The organism is Siminovitchia thermophila (assembly GCF_016909185.1).
GTDB lineage: Bacteria > Bacillota > Bacilli > Bacillales > Bacillaceae_C > Siminovitchia > Siminovitchia thermophila.
In genome coordinates, this window is sequence record NZ_JAFBFH010000007.1 from 147110 (window position 1) to 164886 (window position 17777).

Sequence of the window (17777 nt, forward strand, 5' to 3'; positions counted from 1 at the left end):
TTCATTTAGGGATCCAAAAGGTGTGCCCGTTAAAAACGACAATGCCGGGCAATTTTTCTTCACGGCCATTTATTTTTCTTTTATTTTGATTAGCAGGGTATTCGACAACAGTAGTTCCTTTCCTGGCAATAAATACGTCGCCGCTATTCGCTTTTCTTTCACTCCTCGTTTCATATCCTTTATTTTCGTAATATTGTTGGGCAGGGATGAAGCTTTTTTTCGTGAACTCAGAAAGGGGGCCAAGCTCCAGATGTCCTACTACTTTGGCGGGAAGGTCGGTATTATTGATGAGCCCAGTAGGCTTTTTGGGCCCGTATGCGTATAGAAAAACATCCTCTCCAGAGTGGCCGCGAGTGGTGAATCCAAGATGTGCCCGTTCTGCCATCAGGGTGACAAGTTCCTTTTCAATGTCTTTGCTTTCCTTGATCTTCTTAATGTTACTTTGCGATAGATTGTCCAAACCATAAAGATGGAGAACTTCTTCTAAATTGGAGCGGTCATGTTTCAATTGGGAAACAGCTCCCGTGACAGTTAATGAGGCTTTTTTTAAGGGGGCGACAAACTTTTCCGCCGGCGTCTCGGCATATGTTTCGTCTGTTTGCTCATTTCCCATCGTTAAACCGCTGTTCCCATGATCGGCAACTGCGATTAAAAGCGTGTTCCGATGTTTCTTGGCAAATGCCAGCGCTTCCTTTACTGCTGCATCAAAAGCCAGTACCTCGCTTATCATGCCTACTGGATCGTTTTTATGTGCTGCATAATCAACTTTGCTTCCTTCAATAAATAGAAAAAAACCTTTCGGATGATTGGATAGCGCGCCTAAAGCTTTTTTTGTCATATCAACAAGGGATGGTTGTTCCGGATTCAGCGTTGGCCGATCGAGGTCGTACGCCATGTCTTCTTCGGCAAAAAAGCCGTATAGCTCGTTTTCTTTTGCTTTTTGCAATTCGGATTTTGTCTGGACCATACGAATATCCCTGTTTTCATTTACAAATGCATATTTTTTGCCGCCGCCCAGCAGGATGTCGATGTTTTGGTGTGCTTGCTGTTGGCCGATTTCATGCATGTTATCACGGCTCATTGTGTGGGATGAAAAAGCGGCCGGAGTGGCATGCTGGACAGGGGATGTAGCTACAATGCCAGTTGCAAGTCCTTTCGCTTTGGCTGCTTCCATTATGGTTGCTACTGGACGTCCTCTTATTTTTCCATCAGTGTCTTGATAGGGCACCATCCCTATATAATCTTTTAACGTTTTATGACCGGTGGCCATGGCGGAGGCTGCTGCGGCCGAGTCTGTAATCGCGGATTGGTAGGAATATGTTTGTACGCCGCCGGTTAAGATGGAATCGAGTGCGAGCGGCTCTCCTTTATAATGTCTCGCCAATGTGATCACGTCGGCGTTTGTACCATCCATCACCATAAAGATGACATTCTTTTGCTTCTTGCTCGCTTCGTTATCTTCTTCTTTCCAAGGAGTGGAAAAGGGTAGCCCGAATAATAGCAACATCATAAATATTTTTCTGACCATTTAAACACTTCCTCAGAGTTATAAATGATGTTTATTATTCGGGTAAAAACGGTATTTTATTCATAAAAAAAGAATTATACGGCATGATCAAAACAAAAAACCGCAGCTTATCAATTGCTGCGGGAAAAGTGATTAATAAAACTTTTTATAACTGTCAAATTTGCTCTTCCAATAAGAATTGTTTACATTTGAAATTTCTACGCCATTACTGCCGGCGTGGACGAATTGTCCGCCGCCAATATAAATCCCAAGATGGGAAATACCACTTTTATATGTATTTTTGAAAAAAACCAAATCCCCTGGCTGTGGGTTGTTTATAAAATAAGAACGGTTATAATATCCTTCTGCGCTTGTTCTGCTAATGCTTTTTCCTGACTGTTTAAACACGTAGTGAATAAAGCCGCTGCAGTCAAATCCGGCAGGTGAAGATCCTCCCCAAGCATATTTCGTTCCAACCAAACTCTTTGCGGTATCAATGACGCCCGATCCGGTTTGTTTAACCGGCTGCGGCTTGGTTGGAGCCGGGCTTGCTTGTTGCGGGGGTTGGCTGCTTCCTGGCGATGTCCCACCGCTTACTTTCAGTGTTTGTCCGGCAAAAATCAAGTCAGATCTCAGCCCGTTTATCTGCTTAAGACGGTTAACGGTTGTCCCATAACGGGCAGCAACTTTGCTTAATGTATCTCCTGCAACAATTTTATATGTTCCACCACTGTTACCGGAACCCGAGCTTGGTGCTGGTGTTGGTGCCGGTGAGTTTTGAGCAGGTGATCCACTTGCACTTCCAGACACTTTCAAAACTTGCCCGACTCGAATAAGATCCGAACTTAAGCCGTTCAAAGATTTTAATTGAGCGACGCTCGTATTGTGCATGTTTGCGATTTTAATTAAATAATCTCCGGACTTAACGGTATATGTAGCGCTTGATCCAGAAGAACTTCCAGTACTGGAAGAAGATGGTCTTGCGGCGGGTGCTGCCGATTGGTTTGATGTAGATGTGGCGTCAATTTTCAATACTTGCTTTGGGAATATAATATCGGTATTTAATTTGTTTATTTCCTTGAGACGGGATACGCTAGTTTTAAACTGATTAGCTATTTTCCAAAGACTGTCCCCCGGCTTTACCTCGTAAGATGATGCAGAGGCTTTTCCAGCAAAAGTAGTCGCCATAATAGCTACCGTGGCAGCGCCTACCAGCTTTTTCCTCATATTTGTATTCCCCCTAAGTTTTGAATGGCTTTTCAGCCAGTTTAACATAAAAAATCCACATTTCATGAAAATAATACAAAATGTTACATTATTTTAATAAAGAAACCATATATTTCCAATCAATACGAAATGTAATTCTTTTCATCATGACGGTGATATCATAAAATGAAAGAAGAGATGTATTCCAGGAGGTTATACAGTGAAAAAGAATAACAATATTGAGACACAAGTAATACACGCGGGGTATAACCCGCTAGAGCATTCAGGCAGCCTGACCCCGCCTTTATTCCAAACATCAACGTTCTCTTTCCCGACAGCGGAAGAAGGGGAGTCCCGTTTTGCCGGTGAATCAGAAGGGCATATTTACTCACGGTTTGGCAATCCGACCATTGCCATACTGGAAGAAAGAATGGCGGCGCTGGAAAATGGGGCAGCCGCACTCGCTTTTACTTCAGGAATGGCTGCAGTAAGCGCCACATTATTTCATTTAACGAAATCCAATGACCACATTTTATGTTCGGATGGCATTTATGGTTGTACGTTTGGGCTTTTACAACTGTTAAAGCAAAAGTATGAAATAGACCATGACTTGATCAATATGGATGACGAAGAAACGTTGCGTAAAGCAATTCGCGCAGAAACTGCGGTTATTTATGTTGAAACGCCGATTAACCCGACCATGAAGCTTGTCGATCTCGAAATGATTGTAAAAGTGGCGAAAGAACATGGTATTCGAGTCGTTGTTGACAACACGTTCTGCTCCCCGTATTTACAGCAACCGCTAACACTTGGTTGTGACTATGTTGTGCACAGTGCCACCAAATATATTGGAGGTCACGGGGATGTCATTGCCGGAATTGTCGTTGGGGCCGACAAGGAAGAGATGGCGGAAATGGCCGCGTCTGTCAGAAAAGATATCGGAGGGATTATTTCTCCATTTGACGCGTGGTTGCTCATACGTGGTTTAAAAACGCTGGCAGTCAGATTAGACCGCCACTGCGACAATGCTAAAAAAATTGCTGAAACATTAAAAGCACACCCAAAAGTCGGAAAAATGTTTTATCCCGGGGATGAGGAGTTTCCACAATATCAATTAGCCCAAAAGCAGATGAGGCGTTCAGGCGGCATGATCAGCTTTGAAGTGAAAGGTACGAAGGAAGAGGCGCAGGCCATTTTAAACCGCGTACAGCTCATCAAGCTCGCGGTCAGTCTGGGAGACACCGAAACGCTTATTCAACATCCCGCATCGATGACCCATGCCGGAATATCGAAGGATGAGCGTGAAAAGATGGGCATTTCCGACACATTGATCCGGCTGTCCGTCGGCTTAGAAGCTTGGGAAGATATTTGGGCTGATTTGAAACAGGCACTTGATGGAATAAAATAAAATTTGAAGATAGCTTGTCTATATACAGGGCAAGCTTTTTTTTCTGATGATGATGAGCTTTCATGACGATGTGTTACGTGCTGGTTGATTTTCTCATTGTCATAAAAAAAGAGGGACTGCTATAATAAAAAAATGTCATACTGAGTTTTAAGGAAGGATAAATGTCTGGGTGCTGACAGATATGCGCCTCCCTTTAAAACCTCAGGGCTTCAATGAGAAGATCGGCATGTAAAGGAGGAAGCTTGAATGAACGTGTTAATATGTAAAACCGCTGAAGAGGCAACAGAACAGGCATATGATATTTTTAAAAGAAGGTTCGGAAATGGGCTGAAGACACTTGGTTTGGCAACGGGAAGCACGCCCCTAAAATTGTATGAGAAGATTCGTACTTCAGGATGGGATGTTTCCCATGTCACGACAGTAAATCTGGATGAATATATTGGGCTCTCGCCGGATAGTCCTCAAAGTTACAACTATTACATGCAAGAAGAATTGTTTAAATACATGAACTTTAAAAATACGTATCTACCAAATGGAATGGCAGAAGACCCGCAGGAAGAATGTGAGCGATACGAGCAAATTCTCAAAGAAAATCCCGTTGATTTGCAAATATTGGGAATCGGCCCTAACGGCCATATCGGCTTCAACGAACCGGGAACATCCTTCCATTCTCTTACTCATGTTGCCGAACTGACCCCTTCTACACGTGAAGCAAATAAACGATTCTTTGAAAAGGACGAAGAAGTCCCCACTAAGGCCATTACAATGGGCATCTCATCAATCATGGCTGCCAAGGAAATTATCATGCTTGCGTTTGGAGAAGGAAAAGCAGATGCTGTGCGCAAGATGGTAGAAGGTCCTGTATCAGTCGATTGTCCAGCGTCTGTTTTGCAAAAGCATGAACACGCTTGGGTCATTTTGGATGAGGGTGCTGCCGAAAAATTGAAAAGATAAATATAAAAACCGAACCCCGGCCCGACATGCTCCCCTTTAAGCAGACAGGTAAAAAATGAAAACCTGGATGCTTAAAGGGGAGCAGTTCAGCCAAAGCAGAGGTTCGGTTTTTATCGTTCGTCGCAGCTTCTTTTTCTTGTTTGTTTCAGTGATCTTGCGAAGCCGCGTCCTGCTCGTAAATATAGCTTCCCTAAAAAAAGGACTTGGATCTCAATAAGCTGAGAAACCTTCTATTGATTTTCATTAAATTTTAGCAGGTGAGGAAGGAGCTCAGTGAGCGCTTTTTGGGTTTTCTCGGATGCATACGACAAATTGACAAGAGCGTTTAGCAATTTCGGATTTTTTTGAAGCATTTCAATGACGCGCTGCATATCGGCATCCCGGGAATGTTCCCGCAAAACAAGGGGCGGGTACTCTTTTCCTGTCGGATCACCAAACATCATCCGCATCAATTGTTCATCGGGAATGGAATAGGCACGTTTAAAGTCTTTTAACATGTCTATTGTAATTTGTCTTTTTCCTGTCTCATAAAAAGAAAGGGCGGTTTGGCTGATATGAAGACGGCGTATGGCCTCTTCCTGGCTTAATTTTAATATTTCCACGCGATATTTCCTTAACTCTTCATGAAAAGCCATCGTCATCCCCCGTTAACTTTTTTGTCTAAACATAACGGGTTTTTTCTTCTCGAAAGCTTGATATTCAATTTTGTAATAAATTTTCCTATTTCATTTTAAAATAATGAGAATTATACAATAAAAGTCTATTTTCTTTATGGGTACTTTTAACTATGATAAAGGTAACGGAAGAAGGGGGTGAATGGTAGTGTCTGCGTTTGTCAAAATAAAAAAGGTGATTGCGAAAGGCAGTTTGATAGGAAAAGATATGGCATTGGTTTGTAAGGGGACGAGGGTTGAGGGTACACATATATTTCTAATGAAGCCAAAGTTTCATTTCTATGACTCACTCATTAGCAACACTCCTCTGGACCCTCATCATTCGGAGTCCTTCCGTTTATCTCCCCTCCACGTTGAAACAACCATCCTGATTGAAATAAAGGCCGATGTTCATAAATGGCGAGCGGCAATATCCATAGATTTGAACAAATGGAAATTTTTTGTGGGCCCCTATTTGGACGAGACCGGCTTCTTTCCGCAGAGAATGGCCTACATGCTGCTTGCGTCTTTCGGATTGAAAAACAACCGCCATGAACTAAGCTTCGCAACATTGGCCACGATGAGAAATTCCTACGTAAGATACATAAGAAGTCCTCATCTCCATCGGGATCAAGGCGGTAAAGGAGGACCGGAATCAAAAAGCTGAGGTACTACTTCCATCCAACGAATGTTCAGAAGTATTTTCCAATCATTATTCAAAAATAATTCAAAAATACAGATCATTGATACGATCGTATTTGTAAACGGATACATTTTTTTATTGCCTTCCAAACAGCTACAAGATTCTGAAAAATGGTTGACGAAACCCCGAAACCACGGTATTATTTAGAACAATGTATCCCACTAAAGTATAGTAAATGGGTAAGTTTGAGAGGGGCGAAAAATGGTGAGTGAGCAATGGATTTTCCTCGACGGCAAATTAGTAACGAAAGAAGATGCCGTTGTATCGGTATATGATCACGGATTCCTGTATGGGGACGGTGTTTTCGAAGGTATTCGATCATACAATGGAAACATATTTCGACTGAACGAACACTTAACCAGATTATACGAATCTGCAAAATCAGTGATGATAGATATACCGTATACGAAAGAGGAAATGACTCAGGTTCTAATAGAAACTCTCCGGAAAAACAATCTGAAAGATGCCTATATTCGTCTCGTTGTTTCCCGTGGAGTCGGGGATTTAGGGTTGGATCCAGCAAACTGCAGAAAACCTTCTGTCATTGTCATTGCTGAACCGCTCCGTATTTTCCCGAAGGAAATGTATGAATCGGGAATAGAAATCGTAACGGCCTCAACACGGAGAAACCGTTCAGATGTCTTAAGCCCGATGGTAAAATCCTTAAACTACTTAAATAATATTCTTGTAAAAATAGAGGCGAATCTTGCCGGAGCACATGAAGCACTTATGTTAAATGATCAGGGATATGTGGCGGAAGGTTCAGCTGATAACATCTTTCTCGTAAAAGATCAGAAGCTGTATACGCCCCCTGGACATATTGGAGCGCTCGTAGGAGTCACGAGAAATGTCATTATCGAAGTTGCTCGTGAAAAAGGCTATGAAGTATTGGAGTCTGTTTTTACATTACACGATGTTTACACAGCAGATGAAGTATTTTTGACCGGTACAGCCGCGGAAGTCATCGCAGCCGTAAAAATTGATGGCCGTGTGGTCGGAGACGGAAAACCTGGCCCGGTTACAAACGACTTGCTTGAAAGTTTCAGAAAAATAACAACAACAGACGGAGTCAAAGTTTACGACGAGGCTCTACATGTAAGCTAAGACAGATAAAGAGAAGGAAGCGGGGATTGACATGCGGAGCGACATGATAAAAAAGGGGATAGACCGAGCCCCGCACCGGAGCTTGCTTTACGCAACGGGTGTAAAAACAAAAGATTTGGATAAACCGTTTATCGGTGTTTGTAATTCATATATTGACATCATTCCAGGGCATAAGCATTTACGGGAATTTGCCGAAGTGGTGAAGGAAGCCATTTGGGAAGCCGGAGGCGTTCCATTTGAATTCAACACAATCGGAGTCGACGACGGCATTGCCATGGGACATATTGGAATGCGTTATTCACTGCCCAGCCGGGAACTGATCGCGGATGCTGCGGAAACGGTTATCAACGCCCACTGGTTTGATGGTGTATTTTATATTCCCAACTGTGACAAAATCACACCGGGAATGCTCATGGCAGCCTTCCGGACAAATGTCCCGTCGATATTCGTCTCGGGCGGTCCGATGGAAGGCGGGATGTCATCGGATGGTGATCCGTTGACTTTAACTTCTGTTTTTGAAGGAGTCGGAGCCTATCACGCCGGAAAAATGACAGCGGAGAAATTGCTAGACATTGAACAGAATGCATGTCCGACATGTGGTTCTTGTTCCGGAATGTTCACGGCAAACTCCATGAACTCCTTAATGGAAATGCTGGGGGTTACGATTCCCGGAAACGGAACAATTGTCGCCACATCAAATGAGCGTCACCGTTTAATCAAAGAAGCCGCCAAAAATTTGATCCGCATGGTCAAGGAAGATGTCAAGCCAAGAGACCTTGTGACAGAACGGACCATTGATGATGCATTTGCACTTGATATGGCCATGGGCGGCTCAACAAATACGGTTCTCCATACATTGGCTATTGCACACGAGGCAGAAATAGATTACGATTTATCTAGAATTAACGAAGTAGCCAAACGGGTTCCTTATTTGTCAAAAATTGCTCCAGCATCTAACTACACGATGCAGGACGTCCACGAAGCCGGTGGAATCAGTGCCATCATTCGCGAATTATGCGAGATGGGCGCTGTTGAGCGTGATCGTTTGACTGTTACTGGCAAAACCGTTTATGAAAATGTGAAAGACAGCGTCATTACCAATCCTGAAGTCATACGGCCAAGGGAGAACGCATATAGTCCAGTTGGAGGATTATCCATCCTTTACGGAAACATCGCTCCAAATGGCGGGGTCATTAAAGTTGGCGCGGTGGACCCGTCGATTACAACATTCCGGGGAAAAGCGATTGTGTTTGACTCTCAGGAAGATGCGCAAAAAGGAATTAACGACGGTACTGTACAGTCGGGACATGTCGTAGTCATTCGTTACGAAGGGCCAAAAGGCGGACCTGGAATGCCGGAAATGCTCGCGCCTACGTCAGCCATTGCCGGCCGGGGGCTGGACAAAGAAGTCGCTCTGATAACAGATGGGCGTTTCTCCGGGGCATCAAGAGGAATCTCGATAGGACATATTTCTCCTGAAGCTGCTGAAGGCGGACCAATCGCATTGGTGGAAAATGACGATGAAATTTTTATTGATTTGGAAAATCGGACTATTCAACTGCTGGTAGATGATGTTATACTTGCCGAAAGGCAGAAGAACTTAAAACCGTTTGAACCGAAGATCAAGAAAGGTTACTTGGCAAGATACTCTAAGCTGGTCACGTCCGCAAGTACAGGCGGCGTCATGAAAATATAAACCTTAAAGGCAATGATGAGGAAAAAGTGGATGAAGCCCTGCATTTACAGAGAGCCGGAACTGCTGGAAACCGGCAATGCAGTCATTCGCGACATCACCTTAGAGCCGGAATCTTGAAAGCGAAAGCGATTATGGATTCACGGGGATTACCCAAAGTTCCCGTTATCAATGAACAGCTTACCTGCTGTTCATGAGTCAGTGATTGTCACTGTAAAGTAGGGTGGTACCATGAAAGTTTTTTCATCCCTGCATAAAAGGTTCTCCTTTTGTGTGGGCTGAAAAAACTTTTTTTATTATAAAAAAATGACAAGATGAGTTGCTGCCGCAATGGTAAAAGTTCTTATTAAGAATAATCATTCAATTCAAAATGAAAGGAAGGCGCTAAGAGGTGAGTATAGGTTTCCCGATGAAGACAGGCAACCAAAAACAAGACACGGAAACGCAAGAACAAGTTAAGACTGGAGCAGACTTGTTCATTGAAGCACTGCAAAAGGAAAACGTCGAAATCATTTTCGGATATCCGGGAGGAGCTGTACTCCCGATTTACGATGCTTTATATAAAAACCCGATCAGGCATATTCTGACAAGGCACGAACAAGGAGCCATCCATGCCGCGGAAGGATATGCAAGGGTAACCGGAAAACCGGGTGTTGTTATTGCTACTTCCGGCCCGGGGGCTACAAACCTTGTGACGGGTATTGCCGATGCCATGATGGATTCCCTGCCACTCGTTATTTTTACCGGGCAGGTGGGCAGTTCCGTGCTCGGAACGGATGCATTCCAAGAGTCGGACATTGTCGGAATTACGATGCCGATTACAAAACACAACTATCAGGTGAAAAAACTGGAAGACCTTGGCCGGATTATTAAAGAAGCATTTTACATTGCGTCGACAGGAAGGCCCGGCCCTGTACTCATCGATATTCCGAAAGACATCGCGACGCAAACGGCAGGCGTTTATCCGGAAAAGCCAATTCATCTGCCGGGGTATCAGCCGACCACACGGCCAAACTATTTGCAAATTCAAAAGCTGGTCAATGCCATGGCCAGTGCGAAAAAACCACTTATACTTGCAGGGGCGGGTGTCCTGTTTGCAAAGGCCGCGGAAGCATTCCAGGCTTTTGTTGAAAACACAAGGTTCCCGGTGACGAATACATTACTCGGGCTTGGCAGCATCCCTGGCGACCATCCTCAATTCCTGGGAATGGCGGGTATGCACGGAACTTACGCATCCAACATGGCAATTACCGAATGTGATTTGCTCATCAACTTTGGAGCCCGGTTTGATGATCGCTTGACTGGAAACTTGGAACACTTTGCACCGAACGCAACAATCGCCCATATCGATATTGACCCGGCCGAAATCGGGAAGAACGTTCCCACGGAGATTCCGATTGTGGCTGATGCAAAAGCGGTATTGGAAGAGCTCAACAAAACGGATTTCCATGTTCCGGATATTTCCGAATGGACAGAGCACTTGGATGAGTACCAAACAAAATATCCGTATAAAACGCCGGAATCAAAGGAGAATGAGTTGTCTTCACCGCATGTGATCGAAATGATTCACGAAATCACTAACGGAGAGGCCATTATCACAACAGATGTCGGACAGCACCAAATGTGGACCGCCCAATACTATCGCTTTAAAGGTCCACACAAATGGGTTACCTCCGGAGGACTGGGATCGATGGGCTTTGGTTTTCCATCAGCGATCGGCGCGCAAGTTGCCGACCCTGAAAGGACGGTTGTTTCCATTTCAGGAGATGCGGGCTTCCAAATGTGTCTTCAAGAGTTGTCAGTCGTAAAGGAACTTGGGTTGCCGATCAAGATCGTTATTTTAAACAATAAATGTCTTGGAATGGTTCGCCAATGGCAGGAAAAGTTCTACGAGGAGCGTTATTCCCAGTCGTTGATTCCCGAGCAGCCTGACTTTATCAAACTTGGCGAAGCATATGGGATTAAAGGCTATAAAGTGGAAAACGCCGAGGAAGCGAAAGCCATTTTTGAAAAAACATTTAATACTCCGGAGCCGGTTATCATTGATTGCCGTGTCATCCAGGAAGAGAATGTCTATCCAATGGTTGCCCCAGGCACAGGACTACATGAAATGATTGGGGTGGGACAATGAAACGTGTTGTAACATTAACAGTCAACAATAATAGTGGTGTCCTTAACAGGATTACCGGACTGTTTTCCAAAAGACAGTTTAACATCGAAAGCATCACCGTCGGACCAACGATGAACCCGGGGATTTCCAAAATGACATTAATCGTTCCGATTGAAGATCCGGCGAAGATGGAACAGCTTTTAAAACAACTGCAAAAACAGATAGATGTTTTAAAAGTGACAGACATTACAGATAAGAGAATGGTCACAAGGGAACTGGCATTAATCAAAGTCACTTGCCCGCCGGCAATTCGCAGCGAAGTATACAGCATCATCGAACCGTTCAGGGCAACCGTCATTGATATGGGCAAGAACATTATTACCGTCCAAGTCACCGGCGAACCTTCAAAGGTTGAAGCATTTATCGACCTGTTGAAGCCGTATGGCATTAAGGATATTTCTCGAACAGGCGCTACGGCGTTTGTTCGGGAACATCAAATACAAGAAACATCAGAACAATCAATTTTACAATTATAAAAGAGGAGATGGAAATTATGGCAAAAGTATATTACAACAACGAAATCAACGAGGCAGTACTACAAGGAAAGAAGATTGCGATCATGGGTTACGGTTCTCAAGGGCATGCCCATGCAAGCAACTTAAAAGATAACGGATTTGACGTTATTGTAGGTGTAAGACCAGGAAAATCTTTTGAGCAAGCAAAAGAAGACGGACATGAAGTATATCCGGTAAAAGAAGCGGCTGCCCAGGCAGATATCATCATGATCCTCCTGCCGGATGAAAGACAAACAGCTGTATATGAAAATGAAATCAAACCTGAATTGACTGAAGGAAAAGCATTGGCATTCGCCCACGGATTCAACGTGCACTTTAACCAAATTGTTCCTCCTTCAAACGTTGACGTATTTCTTGCAGCACCAAAAGGACCTGGCCATTTGGTAAGACGTACATTCCAAGAAGGTGCGGGTGTACCGGCTCTATTCGCTATTTATCAAGATGCCACAGGCAAAGCAAGAGATATTGCATTGGCATATACAAAAGGAATTGGAAGTGCCCGTGCCGGCGTATTGGAAACAACTTTCAAAGAGGAAACAGAAACAGATCTTTTCGGAGAACAAGCAGTTCTTTGCGGTGGAACAACAGCGCTTGTAAAAGCTGGTTTCGAAACGCTTGTCGAGGCTGGATATCAGCCGGAATTGGCATACTTTGAGTGCTTGCACGAATTGAAATTAATCGTTGACCTTATGTATGAAGACGGATTGGCAGGTATGCGCTACTCCATCTCCGATACAGCACAATGGGGAGACTTCGTATCCGGTCCGCGTGTTATTGATGAAGGTACAAAAGAGCGCATGAAAGAGATCTTGAACGATATTCAAACAGGGAAGTTTGCAAAAGGCTGGCTGTTAGAAAACCAGTTGAACAGACCGGAATTTAATGCAATCAACCAACGGGAAAGTGAACATCTCATTGAAAAAGTAGGCCAAGAGCTTCGCGAAATGATGCCATTTGTCAAGGCCGGCAAAAAGAAAGCCGACAAGGAAGTGGTGACCAGTGCGAAAAATTGACATCTTTGATACAACACTTCGCGATGGAGAGCAGTCGGCTGGCATTAATTTAAATACAGCCGAGAAGCTTGAAATTGCCAAGCAATTGGAACGCTTTGGAGTAGATGTAATGGAGGCGGGCTTTCCCGCCGCCTCTCCAGGCGATTTGGATGCGGTGCGGCAAATTGCTTCCACCATCAAACATTCATCTGTTACAGGATTGGCCCGTTCAGTAAAATCTGACATCGATGCAGCCTGGGAAGCCCTCAAAGTGGCTGAATGTCCAAGACTTCACGTCTTTATTGCCACTTCACCGATCCATATGACTTATAAGTTAAAGCAAACTCCTGAACAGGTCGTTGAAACGGCAGTTGAATCGATTAAATATGCGAAGCAATTTTTCCCGATTGTGCAATGGTCAGCAGAAGACGCATTTCGCTCTGATCCGGCGTTTCTTGCCCATATCGTGGAACAGGCCATCAAGGCTGGCGCTTCAGTCATCAACTTGCCCGACACGGTTGGTTATGCGACTCCGCATGAATATGGAGCGATGTTCAAGTATATGAAAGAGAATGTTCCAAACGTTGAGCAGGTTAAATTGTCTTCCCATTGCCACAACGATCTCGGCATGGCAGTAGCAAACACGCTTGCCGCAATTGAAAACGGCGCTGATCAAGTGGAGGGTACGATTAATGGAATCGGGGAAAGAGCCGGTAACGCGGCCCTTGAGGAAGTGGGAGTCGCCCTTTATACGAGGAAAGATGCTTACAATGTTGAAACAAACTTGACGCTGAACGAAATCAAACGCACGAGTCAGCTTGTCAGCCAATTGACCGGAATGGTCATCCAGGCGAACAAAGCTGTTGTTGGAAAAAATGCGTTTGCCCATGAATCAGGCATCCACCAAGATGGCGTGTTAAAAGAGCCGACCACATATGAAATTATTACTCCGGAGCTTATAGGCGAAACATCCAACAACTTGGTGCTTGGAAAACATTCCGGCCGCCACGCGTTCCATGAGCGTGCGAAAGAAATGGGTTTCCTCCTTGATAAAGAAGCTTTAAACGAAGCATTCAAAGAATTTAAACAATTGGCAGACCGCAAAAAAGAAATTACGAAAGAAGATTTGTGGACTATTTTGACGCACCAGCAGTTGAAAGCCGAAGAGACAGCTATTTATGAACTTGAGTCTATTCAAGTTCAATACGGTACAGAACATATCCCCACAGCTACAGTACAGGTAAAAATTCCAGAAGGAACGGTCGTAGAAGATGCCTGCACCGGAGCCGGCAGCGTAGAAGCGATTTTTAACGCGCTCGAACGGATTGTAGATGGAAAAGTGAACTTGCTTGACTACAGGGTATCTTCTATTGGCAAAGGAAGAGATGCGCTTGGAGAAGCCGTCGTGAACTTGACTTTTAATCATACTGAAGAACTAACAGGCAGAGGTACGGCGCAAGATGTATTGGAAGCATCGGCCAAAGCGTATTTGAACGCTATCAACCGTTCGTTGCTGCAAAAGCAAATGGAAGAGCTCGTAAAGTCATCGGTGTAATATAAATATGAAGGAGGAAACACGGGATGAAAAAACGGGTAGCTGTACTCTCTGGAGACGGTATTGGTAAAGAAGTAACGGAAGCGGCAGTTGCCGTGTTAGATTCAATTGGCCGCCGCTTTCACCATAAGTTTGAGTGGGTGTATGGTTTACTTGGAGGGGCAGCCCTAGACGAAGCCGGCCATCCCATTCCGGAAGAAACAATCAAGATTTGTGAGGAAAGCGACGCTATTTTACTTGGTGCGATCGGCGGCCCGAAATGGGATCACTTTCCGAAAGAACTGCGGCCGGAAAAAGGACTTCTCCAAATACGAAAACACTTTGAGCTAAGTGTGAACTTGAGACCCGTGCAAGCATACAAAACGCTTCTAGCCTTCTCCCCATTAAAAGAAGAAGTAGCCGAAGGTGTGGACCTTGTATTCGTAAGGGAACTAACGGGGGGCCTTTATTTTGGAGAACCGAGCTACCATACAGACGATCAAGCCGTGGATACGTTAGTTTACGGCCGTGAAGAAATCGAACGTGTCGTCAGATTCGCATTTGAGTTGGCAAAGCAACGGAGAAACAAGGTTTCTTCGATCGATAAAGCGAATGTACTGGAGTCGAGCAGATTATGGCGAAAAATTGTGGAAGAAGTGGCTGCCGAATATCCAGAAGTAGAATATGAACATATGTTAGTAGACTCTGCATCTATGAAGCTAATCACTTCTCCCGCTTCATTTGATGTCATTGTCACCGAGAATATGTTTGGCGATATTTTAAGTGATGAAGCATCCGTTATTGCAGGATCGCTCGGAATGCTGCCATCCGCAAGCCTTCGCGCAGATGGTTTTGGCTTATATGAACCTGTACATGGGTCTGCGCCCGACATCGCTGGACAAAATAAAGCAAACCCGGTTGGAGCCATCTTATCCGGTGCCATGATGCTTCGCAGTACATTCGGCATGAACCAGGAAGCAGCGGCAATTGAAGAAGCGGTCAGAAACGTTCTTGAAGACGGTTATTTTACGGGTGAGTTTAAAGTTGACGGCAGCAATGTATTAACAACAACTGAAATGACTGAAAAAATCATTGAAGAAATTGAGAAGGAACTTATTTCAGACCATATTTTAGCGGCTTATTCGTGAGGTGTGACAGTTGGGCAAAACAATTATTGAAAAAATATGGGAAAAACATGTAGTACACAGAGAAGAAGGTAAACCTGACCTTCTATATATCGACCTTCATCTTGTTCATGAAGTAACTTCTCCGCAGGCGTTTGAGGGATTGCGGTTAAACAATCGCAAAGTGCGCAGGCCTGATCTCACATTCGCGACGATGGATCATAACATTCCAACACGCTTGAATGAAGAAGTAACGGACCCAATCGCCCAGAAACAAATGACTACGCTGGAGAAAAATTGCTTGGAATTTGATGTTCCACTTGCTGGAATCGGACATCCGAACCAGGGAATTGTTCATGTTATCGGGCCGGAACTCGGGCTAACACAGCCTGGAAAGACAATCGTTTGCGGCGACAGCCATACATCGACACATGGAGCATTTGGCGCTCTTGCTTTCGGTATTGGAACAAGCGAGGTTGAACACGTACTGTCCACACAAACATTGTGGCAGTCAAAGCCAAAAACAATGAAAGTCGAAGTAAAAGGAGATCTTGGTCCGGGCGTAACGGCAAAAGACTTGATCTTGGCCATCATCGCCAAATATGGTGTGAACATCGGAACAGGCCACATTATTGAATATACCGGGGAAGCGATCCGGAATTTGACGATGGAACAACGAATGACAGTATGCAACATGTCTATTGAAGCCGGTGCAAGGGCAGGCTTGATCAGCCCGGATGAAACGACCTTTGAATATTTAAGAGGCCGTGAACATATCCCCGCAGGTGAGGCGTTTGATAGATTAGTTGAAGAATGGAAAGGACTCGCGTCTGACCCGGATGCACAATATGATTCAGTCATTGATATTGATGCCTCCGAGATCGAGCCCTTTGTTACATGGGGAACAAATCCTTCCATGGGCGTCGGGATTTCAGAACCAATTCCAAAGCCTGAAGATGCCAAAAATGAAGCTGAAAGAGAATCCATTGAGCAAGCGCTCGAATATATGGGTCTTGAAGGCGGAGTAAAAATGACCGATGTAGATATTCAATATGTATTTATCGGATCGTGTACGAACTCCAGAATGGAAGATTTACGTTCGGCGGCTAAAGTATTGGAAGGCAGAAAAGTAAAAGGCGGCGTAAACGCCATTGTTGTCCCCGGATCACGAACAGTCAAAGCCCAGGCGGAAAAAGAAGGTTTAGATAAAATCTTCCTTGATGCCGGATTTGAATGGCGCGAGACAGGATGCAGCATGTGTCTCGCCATGAATGCGGATCAAGTGCCTCCGGGCATGCGCTGTGCTTCGACGTCCAACCGGAATTTTGAGGGACGTCAGGGGAACGGCTCCCGTACACATCTCGTCAGCCCTGAAATGGCTGCTGCTGCGGCGGTTGAAGGCCGATTCGTTGACGTGAGAAACTTATTGAAAGGGGAGGTGCTCACATGAAACCCATTAAAGAAGTAACGAGTGTCATCACCCCGCTGGACCGTTCCAACGTAGATACAGACCAGATTATCCCGAAGCAATTTTTAAAGCGGATTGAACGTACCGGATTTGGGAAATTCTTATTCTATCATTGGCGTTTTCACGATGACGGTACGGAAAAGCCGGATTTCGTATTAAACAAACCTGAATATAAACATAGCGAGATTCTGGTTGCGCGGGAAAACTTCGGCTGTGGTTCTTCGCGTGAGCATGCTCCTTGGGCATTGGGCGACTATGGATTCCGTGTCGTCATCGCACCGAGCTTTGCCGATATTTTTCACAGCAATTGCTTTAAAAATGGCATTTTGCCTATTCAATTGGAAGAATCGAAAGTCGAAGAACTGCTGCAAGCAGGGAAGGAAAAGCCGTTGCAAGTCACAGTCAATCTTGAGACTGAAACAATCAACACAGCGGATGGGAACAGCTATTCATTTTCCATTGATCCGTACCGCCGCCAAATGTTGTTGAATGGCTGGGATGAAATCGCCTTGACATTGCAGTTGGAAGATGAAATTACGGCTTATGAAAAATCAATCGCTAAATAAGTAAGGAAGACTTGACGCTGGCTTGGAGACCAGCGGGCAAGTCTTTTTTATGTGAGCGCATGGATTGAAATGCTTTATAGTTAAGATATACTCTCGGCATTCCAAACGAGTAAATTCCTGAATTCCCAAAAATTTACTGGAAATGGAGTGTAATCTGATGAGGAGATGGTCATTTTCATA

The 17777-nt window shown here is 44.5% G+C and carries 15 protein-coding genes and 1 other annotated feature; of the genes, 12 read left to right on the forward strand and 3 right to left on the reverse strand.

Features of this window, described 5'->3' with window-relative positions; translation table 11 throughout:
* Position 1: 1 nt before the first annotated feature.
* Both JOC94_RS07095 and JOC94_RS07100 read right to left on the reverse strand, forming a co-directional pair.
* Entirely contained in the window at positions 2 to 1528 is a 1527-nt protein-coding gene (locus tag JOC94_RS07095) for an alkaline phosphatase (protein WP_077109601.1), read from the reverse strand.
* A gap of 132 nt (positions 1529 to 1660) precedes the next feature.
* Positions 1661 to 2734: a C40 family peptidase gene (locus JOC94_RS07100; protein WP_077109600.1), complete on the reverse strand. Its 1074-nt coding sequence runs from the start codon at positions 2732 to 2734 to the stop codon at positions 1661 to 1663.
* Between the two features lie 199 nt (positions 2735 to 2933).
* On the opposite strand from JOC94_RS07100, the gene megL reads away from it, so the two are divergent.
* Both megL and nagB read left to right on the forward strand, forming a co-directional pair.
* Entirely contained in the window at positions 2934 to 4121 is a 1188-nt protein-coding gene (gene megL / locus JOC94_RS07105) for a methionine gamma-lyase (protein WP_077109599.1), read from the forward strand.
* Positions 4122 to 4367: 246 nt separating this feature from the next.
* Positions 4368 to 5075, forward strand: a complete 708-nt coding sequence (gene nagB / locus JOC94_RS07110; RefSeq protein WP_077109598.1) for a glucosamine-6-phosphate deaminase — start codon at positions 4368 to 4370, stop codon at positions 5073 to 5075.
* Positions 5076 to 5305: 230 nt separating this feature from the next.
* Here nagB and JOC94_RS07115 read toward each other — a convergent pair whose 3' ends face one another.
* Positions 5306 to 5710 (reverse strand): helix-turn-helix domain-containing protein, encoded by a 405-nt coding sequence (locus tag JOC94_RS07115; protein ID WP_077109597.1) that lies wholly within the window; start codon positions 5708 to 5710, stop codon positions 5306 to 5308.
* A gap of 187 nt (positions 5711 to 5897) precedes the next feature.
* On the opposite strand from JOC94_RS07115, the gene JOC94_RS07120 reads away from it, so the two are divergent.
* The 10 genes from JOC94_RS07120 to leuD all read left to right on the forward strand — a co-directional run bounded on the left by JOC94_RS07120 (position 5898) and on the right by leuD (position 17597).
* Entirely contained in the window at positions 5898 to 6395 is a 498-nt protein-coding gene (locus JOC94_RS07120; protein ID WP_077109596.1) for a hypothetical protein, read from the forward strand.
* Positions 6396 to 6635: 240 nt separating this feature from the next.
* A complete protein-coding gene (gene ilvE / locus JOC94_RS07125) occupies positions 6636 to 7535 on the forward strand; it encodes a branched-chain-amino-acid transaminase (RefSeq protein WP_077109723.1) in 900 nt (299 codons plus the stop codon).
* Positions 7536 to 7566: 31 nt separating this feature from the next.
* Positions 7567 to 9231 (forward strand): dihydroxy-acid dehydratase, encoded by a 1665-nt coding sequence (gene ilvD, locus JOC94_RS07130; RefSeq protein ID WP_077109595.1) that lies wholly within the window; start codon positions 7567 to 7569, stop codon positions 9229 to 9231.
* A 3-nt stretch (positions 9232 to 9234) separates the two neighbouring features.
* Positions 9235 to 9482 (forward strand) — a binding site (T-box leader).
* 155 nt (positions 9483 to 9637) lie between these two features.
* Positions 9638 to 11359 (forward strand): acetolactate synthase large subunit, encoded by a 1722-nt coding sequence (gene ilvB / locus JOC94_RS07135; protein ID WP_077109594.1) that lies wholly within the window; start codon positions 9638 to 9640, stop codon positions 11357 to 11359.
* Positions 11356 to 11874 (forward strand): acetolactate synthase small subunit, encoded by a 519-nt coding sequence (gene ilvN, locus JOC94_RS07140; RefSeq protein ID WP_077109593.1) that lies wholly within the window; start codon positions 11356 to 11358, stop codon positions 11872 to 11874. The genes ilvB and ilvN overlap by 4 nt, the downstream gene beginning before the upstream one ends.
* Positions 11875 to 11891: 17 nt before the next feature.
* Complete coding sequence (gene ilvC, locus JOC94_RS07145) at positions 11892 to 12926, forward strand: ketol-acid reductoisomerase (protein WP_077109592.1); 1035 nt, start codon at positions 11892 to 11894, stop codon at positions 12924 to 12926.
* Entirely contained in the window at positions 12913 to 14460 is a 1548-nt protein-coding gene (locus JOC94_RS07150) for a 2-isopropylmalate synthase (RefSeq protein WP_077109591.1), read from the forward strand. The genes ilvC and JOC94_RS07150 overlap by 14 nt, the downstream gene beginning before the upstream one ends.
* Positions 14461 to 14486: 26 nt before the next feature.
* Positions 14487 to 15587 carry a 3-isopropylmalate dehydrogenase gene (gene leuB / locus JOC94_RS07155; RefSeq protein WP_077109590.1) on the forward strand — a complete coding sequence of 367 codons (1101 nt, stop codon included), beginning with the start codon at positions 14487 to 14489 and terminating at the stop codon, positions 15585 to 15587.
* A 10-nt stretch (positions 15588 to 15597) separates the two neighbouring features.
* Entirely contained in the window at positions 15598 to 17013 is a 1416-nt protein-coding gene (leuC, locus tag JOC94_RS07160) for a 3-isopropylmalate dehydratase large subunit (RefSeq protein WP_077109589.1), read from the forward strand.
* A complete protein-coding gene (gene leuD / locus JOC94_RS07165; RefSeq protein WP_077109588.1) occupies positions 17010 to 17597 on the forward strand; it encodes a 3-isopropylmalate dehydratase small subunit in 588 nt (195 codons plus the stop codon). The genes leuC and leuD overlap by 4 nt, the downstream gene beginning before the upstream one ends.
* Positions 17598 to 17777 lie beyond the last annotated feature (180 nt).

Excerpts from the sequence above, each read along its gene's own strand:
- JOC94_RS07095 (WP_077109601.1), bottom strand. The coding sequence starts at position 1,528 with ATGGTCAGAAAAATATTTATGATGTTGCTATTATTCGGGCTACCCTTT.
- JOC94_RS07100 (WP_077109600.1), bottom strand. The coding sequence starts at position 2,734 with ATGAGGAAAAAGCTGGTAGGCGCTGCCACGGTAGCTATTATGGCGACT.
- nagB (WP_077109598.1), top strand. The coding sequence starts at position 4,368 with ATGAACGTGTTAATATGTAAAACCGCTGAAGAGGCAACAGAACAGGCA.
- JOC94_RS07115 (WP_077109597.1), bottom strand. The coding sequence starts at position 5,710 with ATGGCTTTTCATGAAGAGTTAAGGAAATATCGCGTGGAAATATTAAAA.
- ilvD (WP_077109595.1), top strand. The coding sequence starts at position 7,567 with ATGCGGAGCGACATGATAAAAAAGGGGATAGACCGAGCCCCGCACCGG.
- ilvB (WP_077109594.1), top strand. The coding sequence starts at position 9,638 with ATGAAGACAGGCAACCAAAAACAAGACACGGAAACGCAAGAACAAGTT.
- ilvN (WP_077109593.1), top strand. The coding sequence starts at position 11,356 with ATGAAACGTGTTGTAACATTAACAGTCAACAATAATAGTGGTGTCCTT.
- ilvC (WP_077109592.1), top strand. The coding sequence starts at position 11,892 with ATGGCAAAAGTATATTACAACAACGAAATCAACGAGGCAGTACTACAA.
- leuB (WP_077109590.1), top strand. The coding sequence starts at position 14,487 with ATGAAAAAACGGGTAGCTGTACTCTCTGGAGACGGTATTGGTAAAGAA.
- leuD (WP_077109588.1), top strand. The coding sequence starts at position 17,010 with ATGAAACCCATTAAAGAAGTAACGAGTGTCATCACCCCGCTGGACCGT.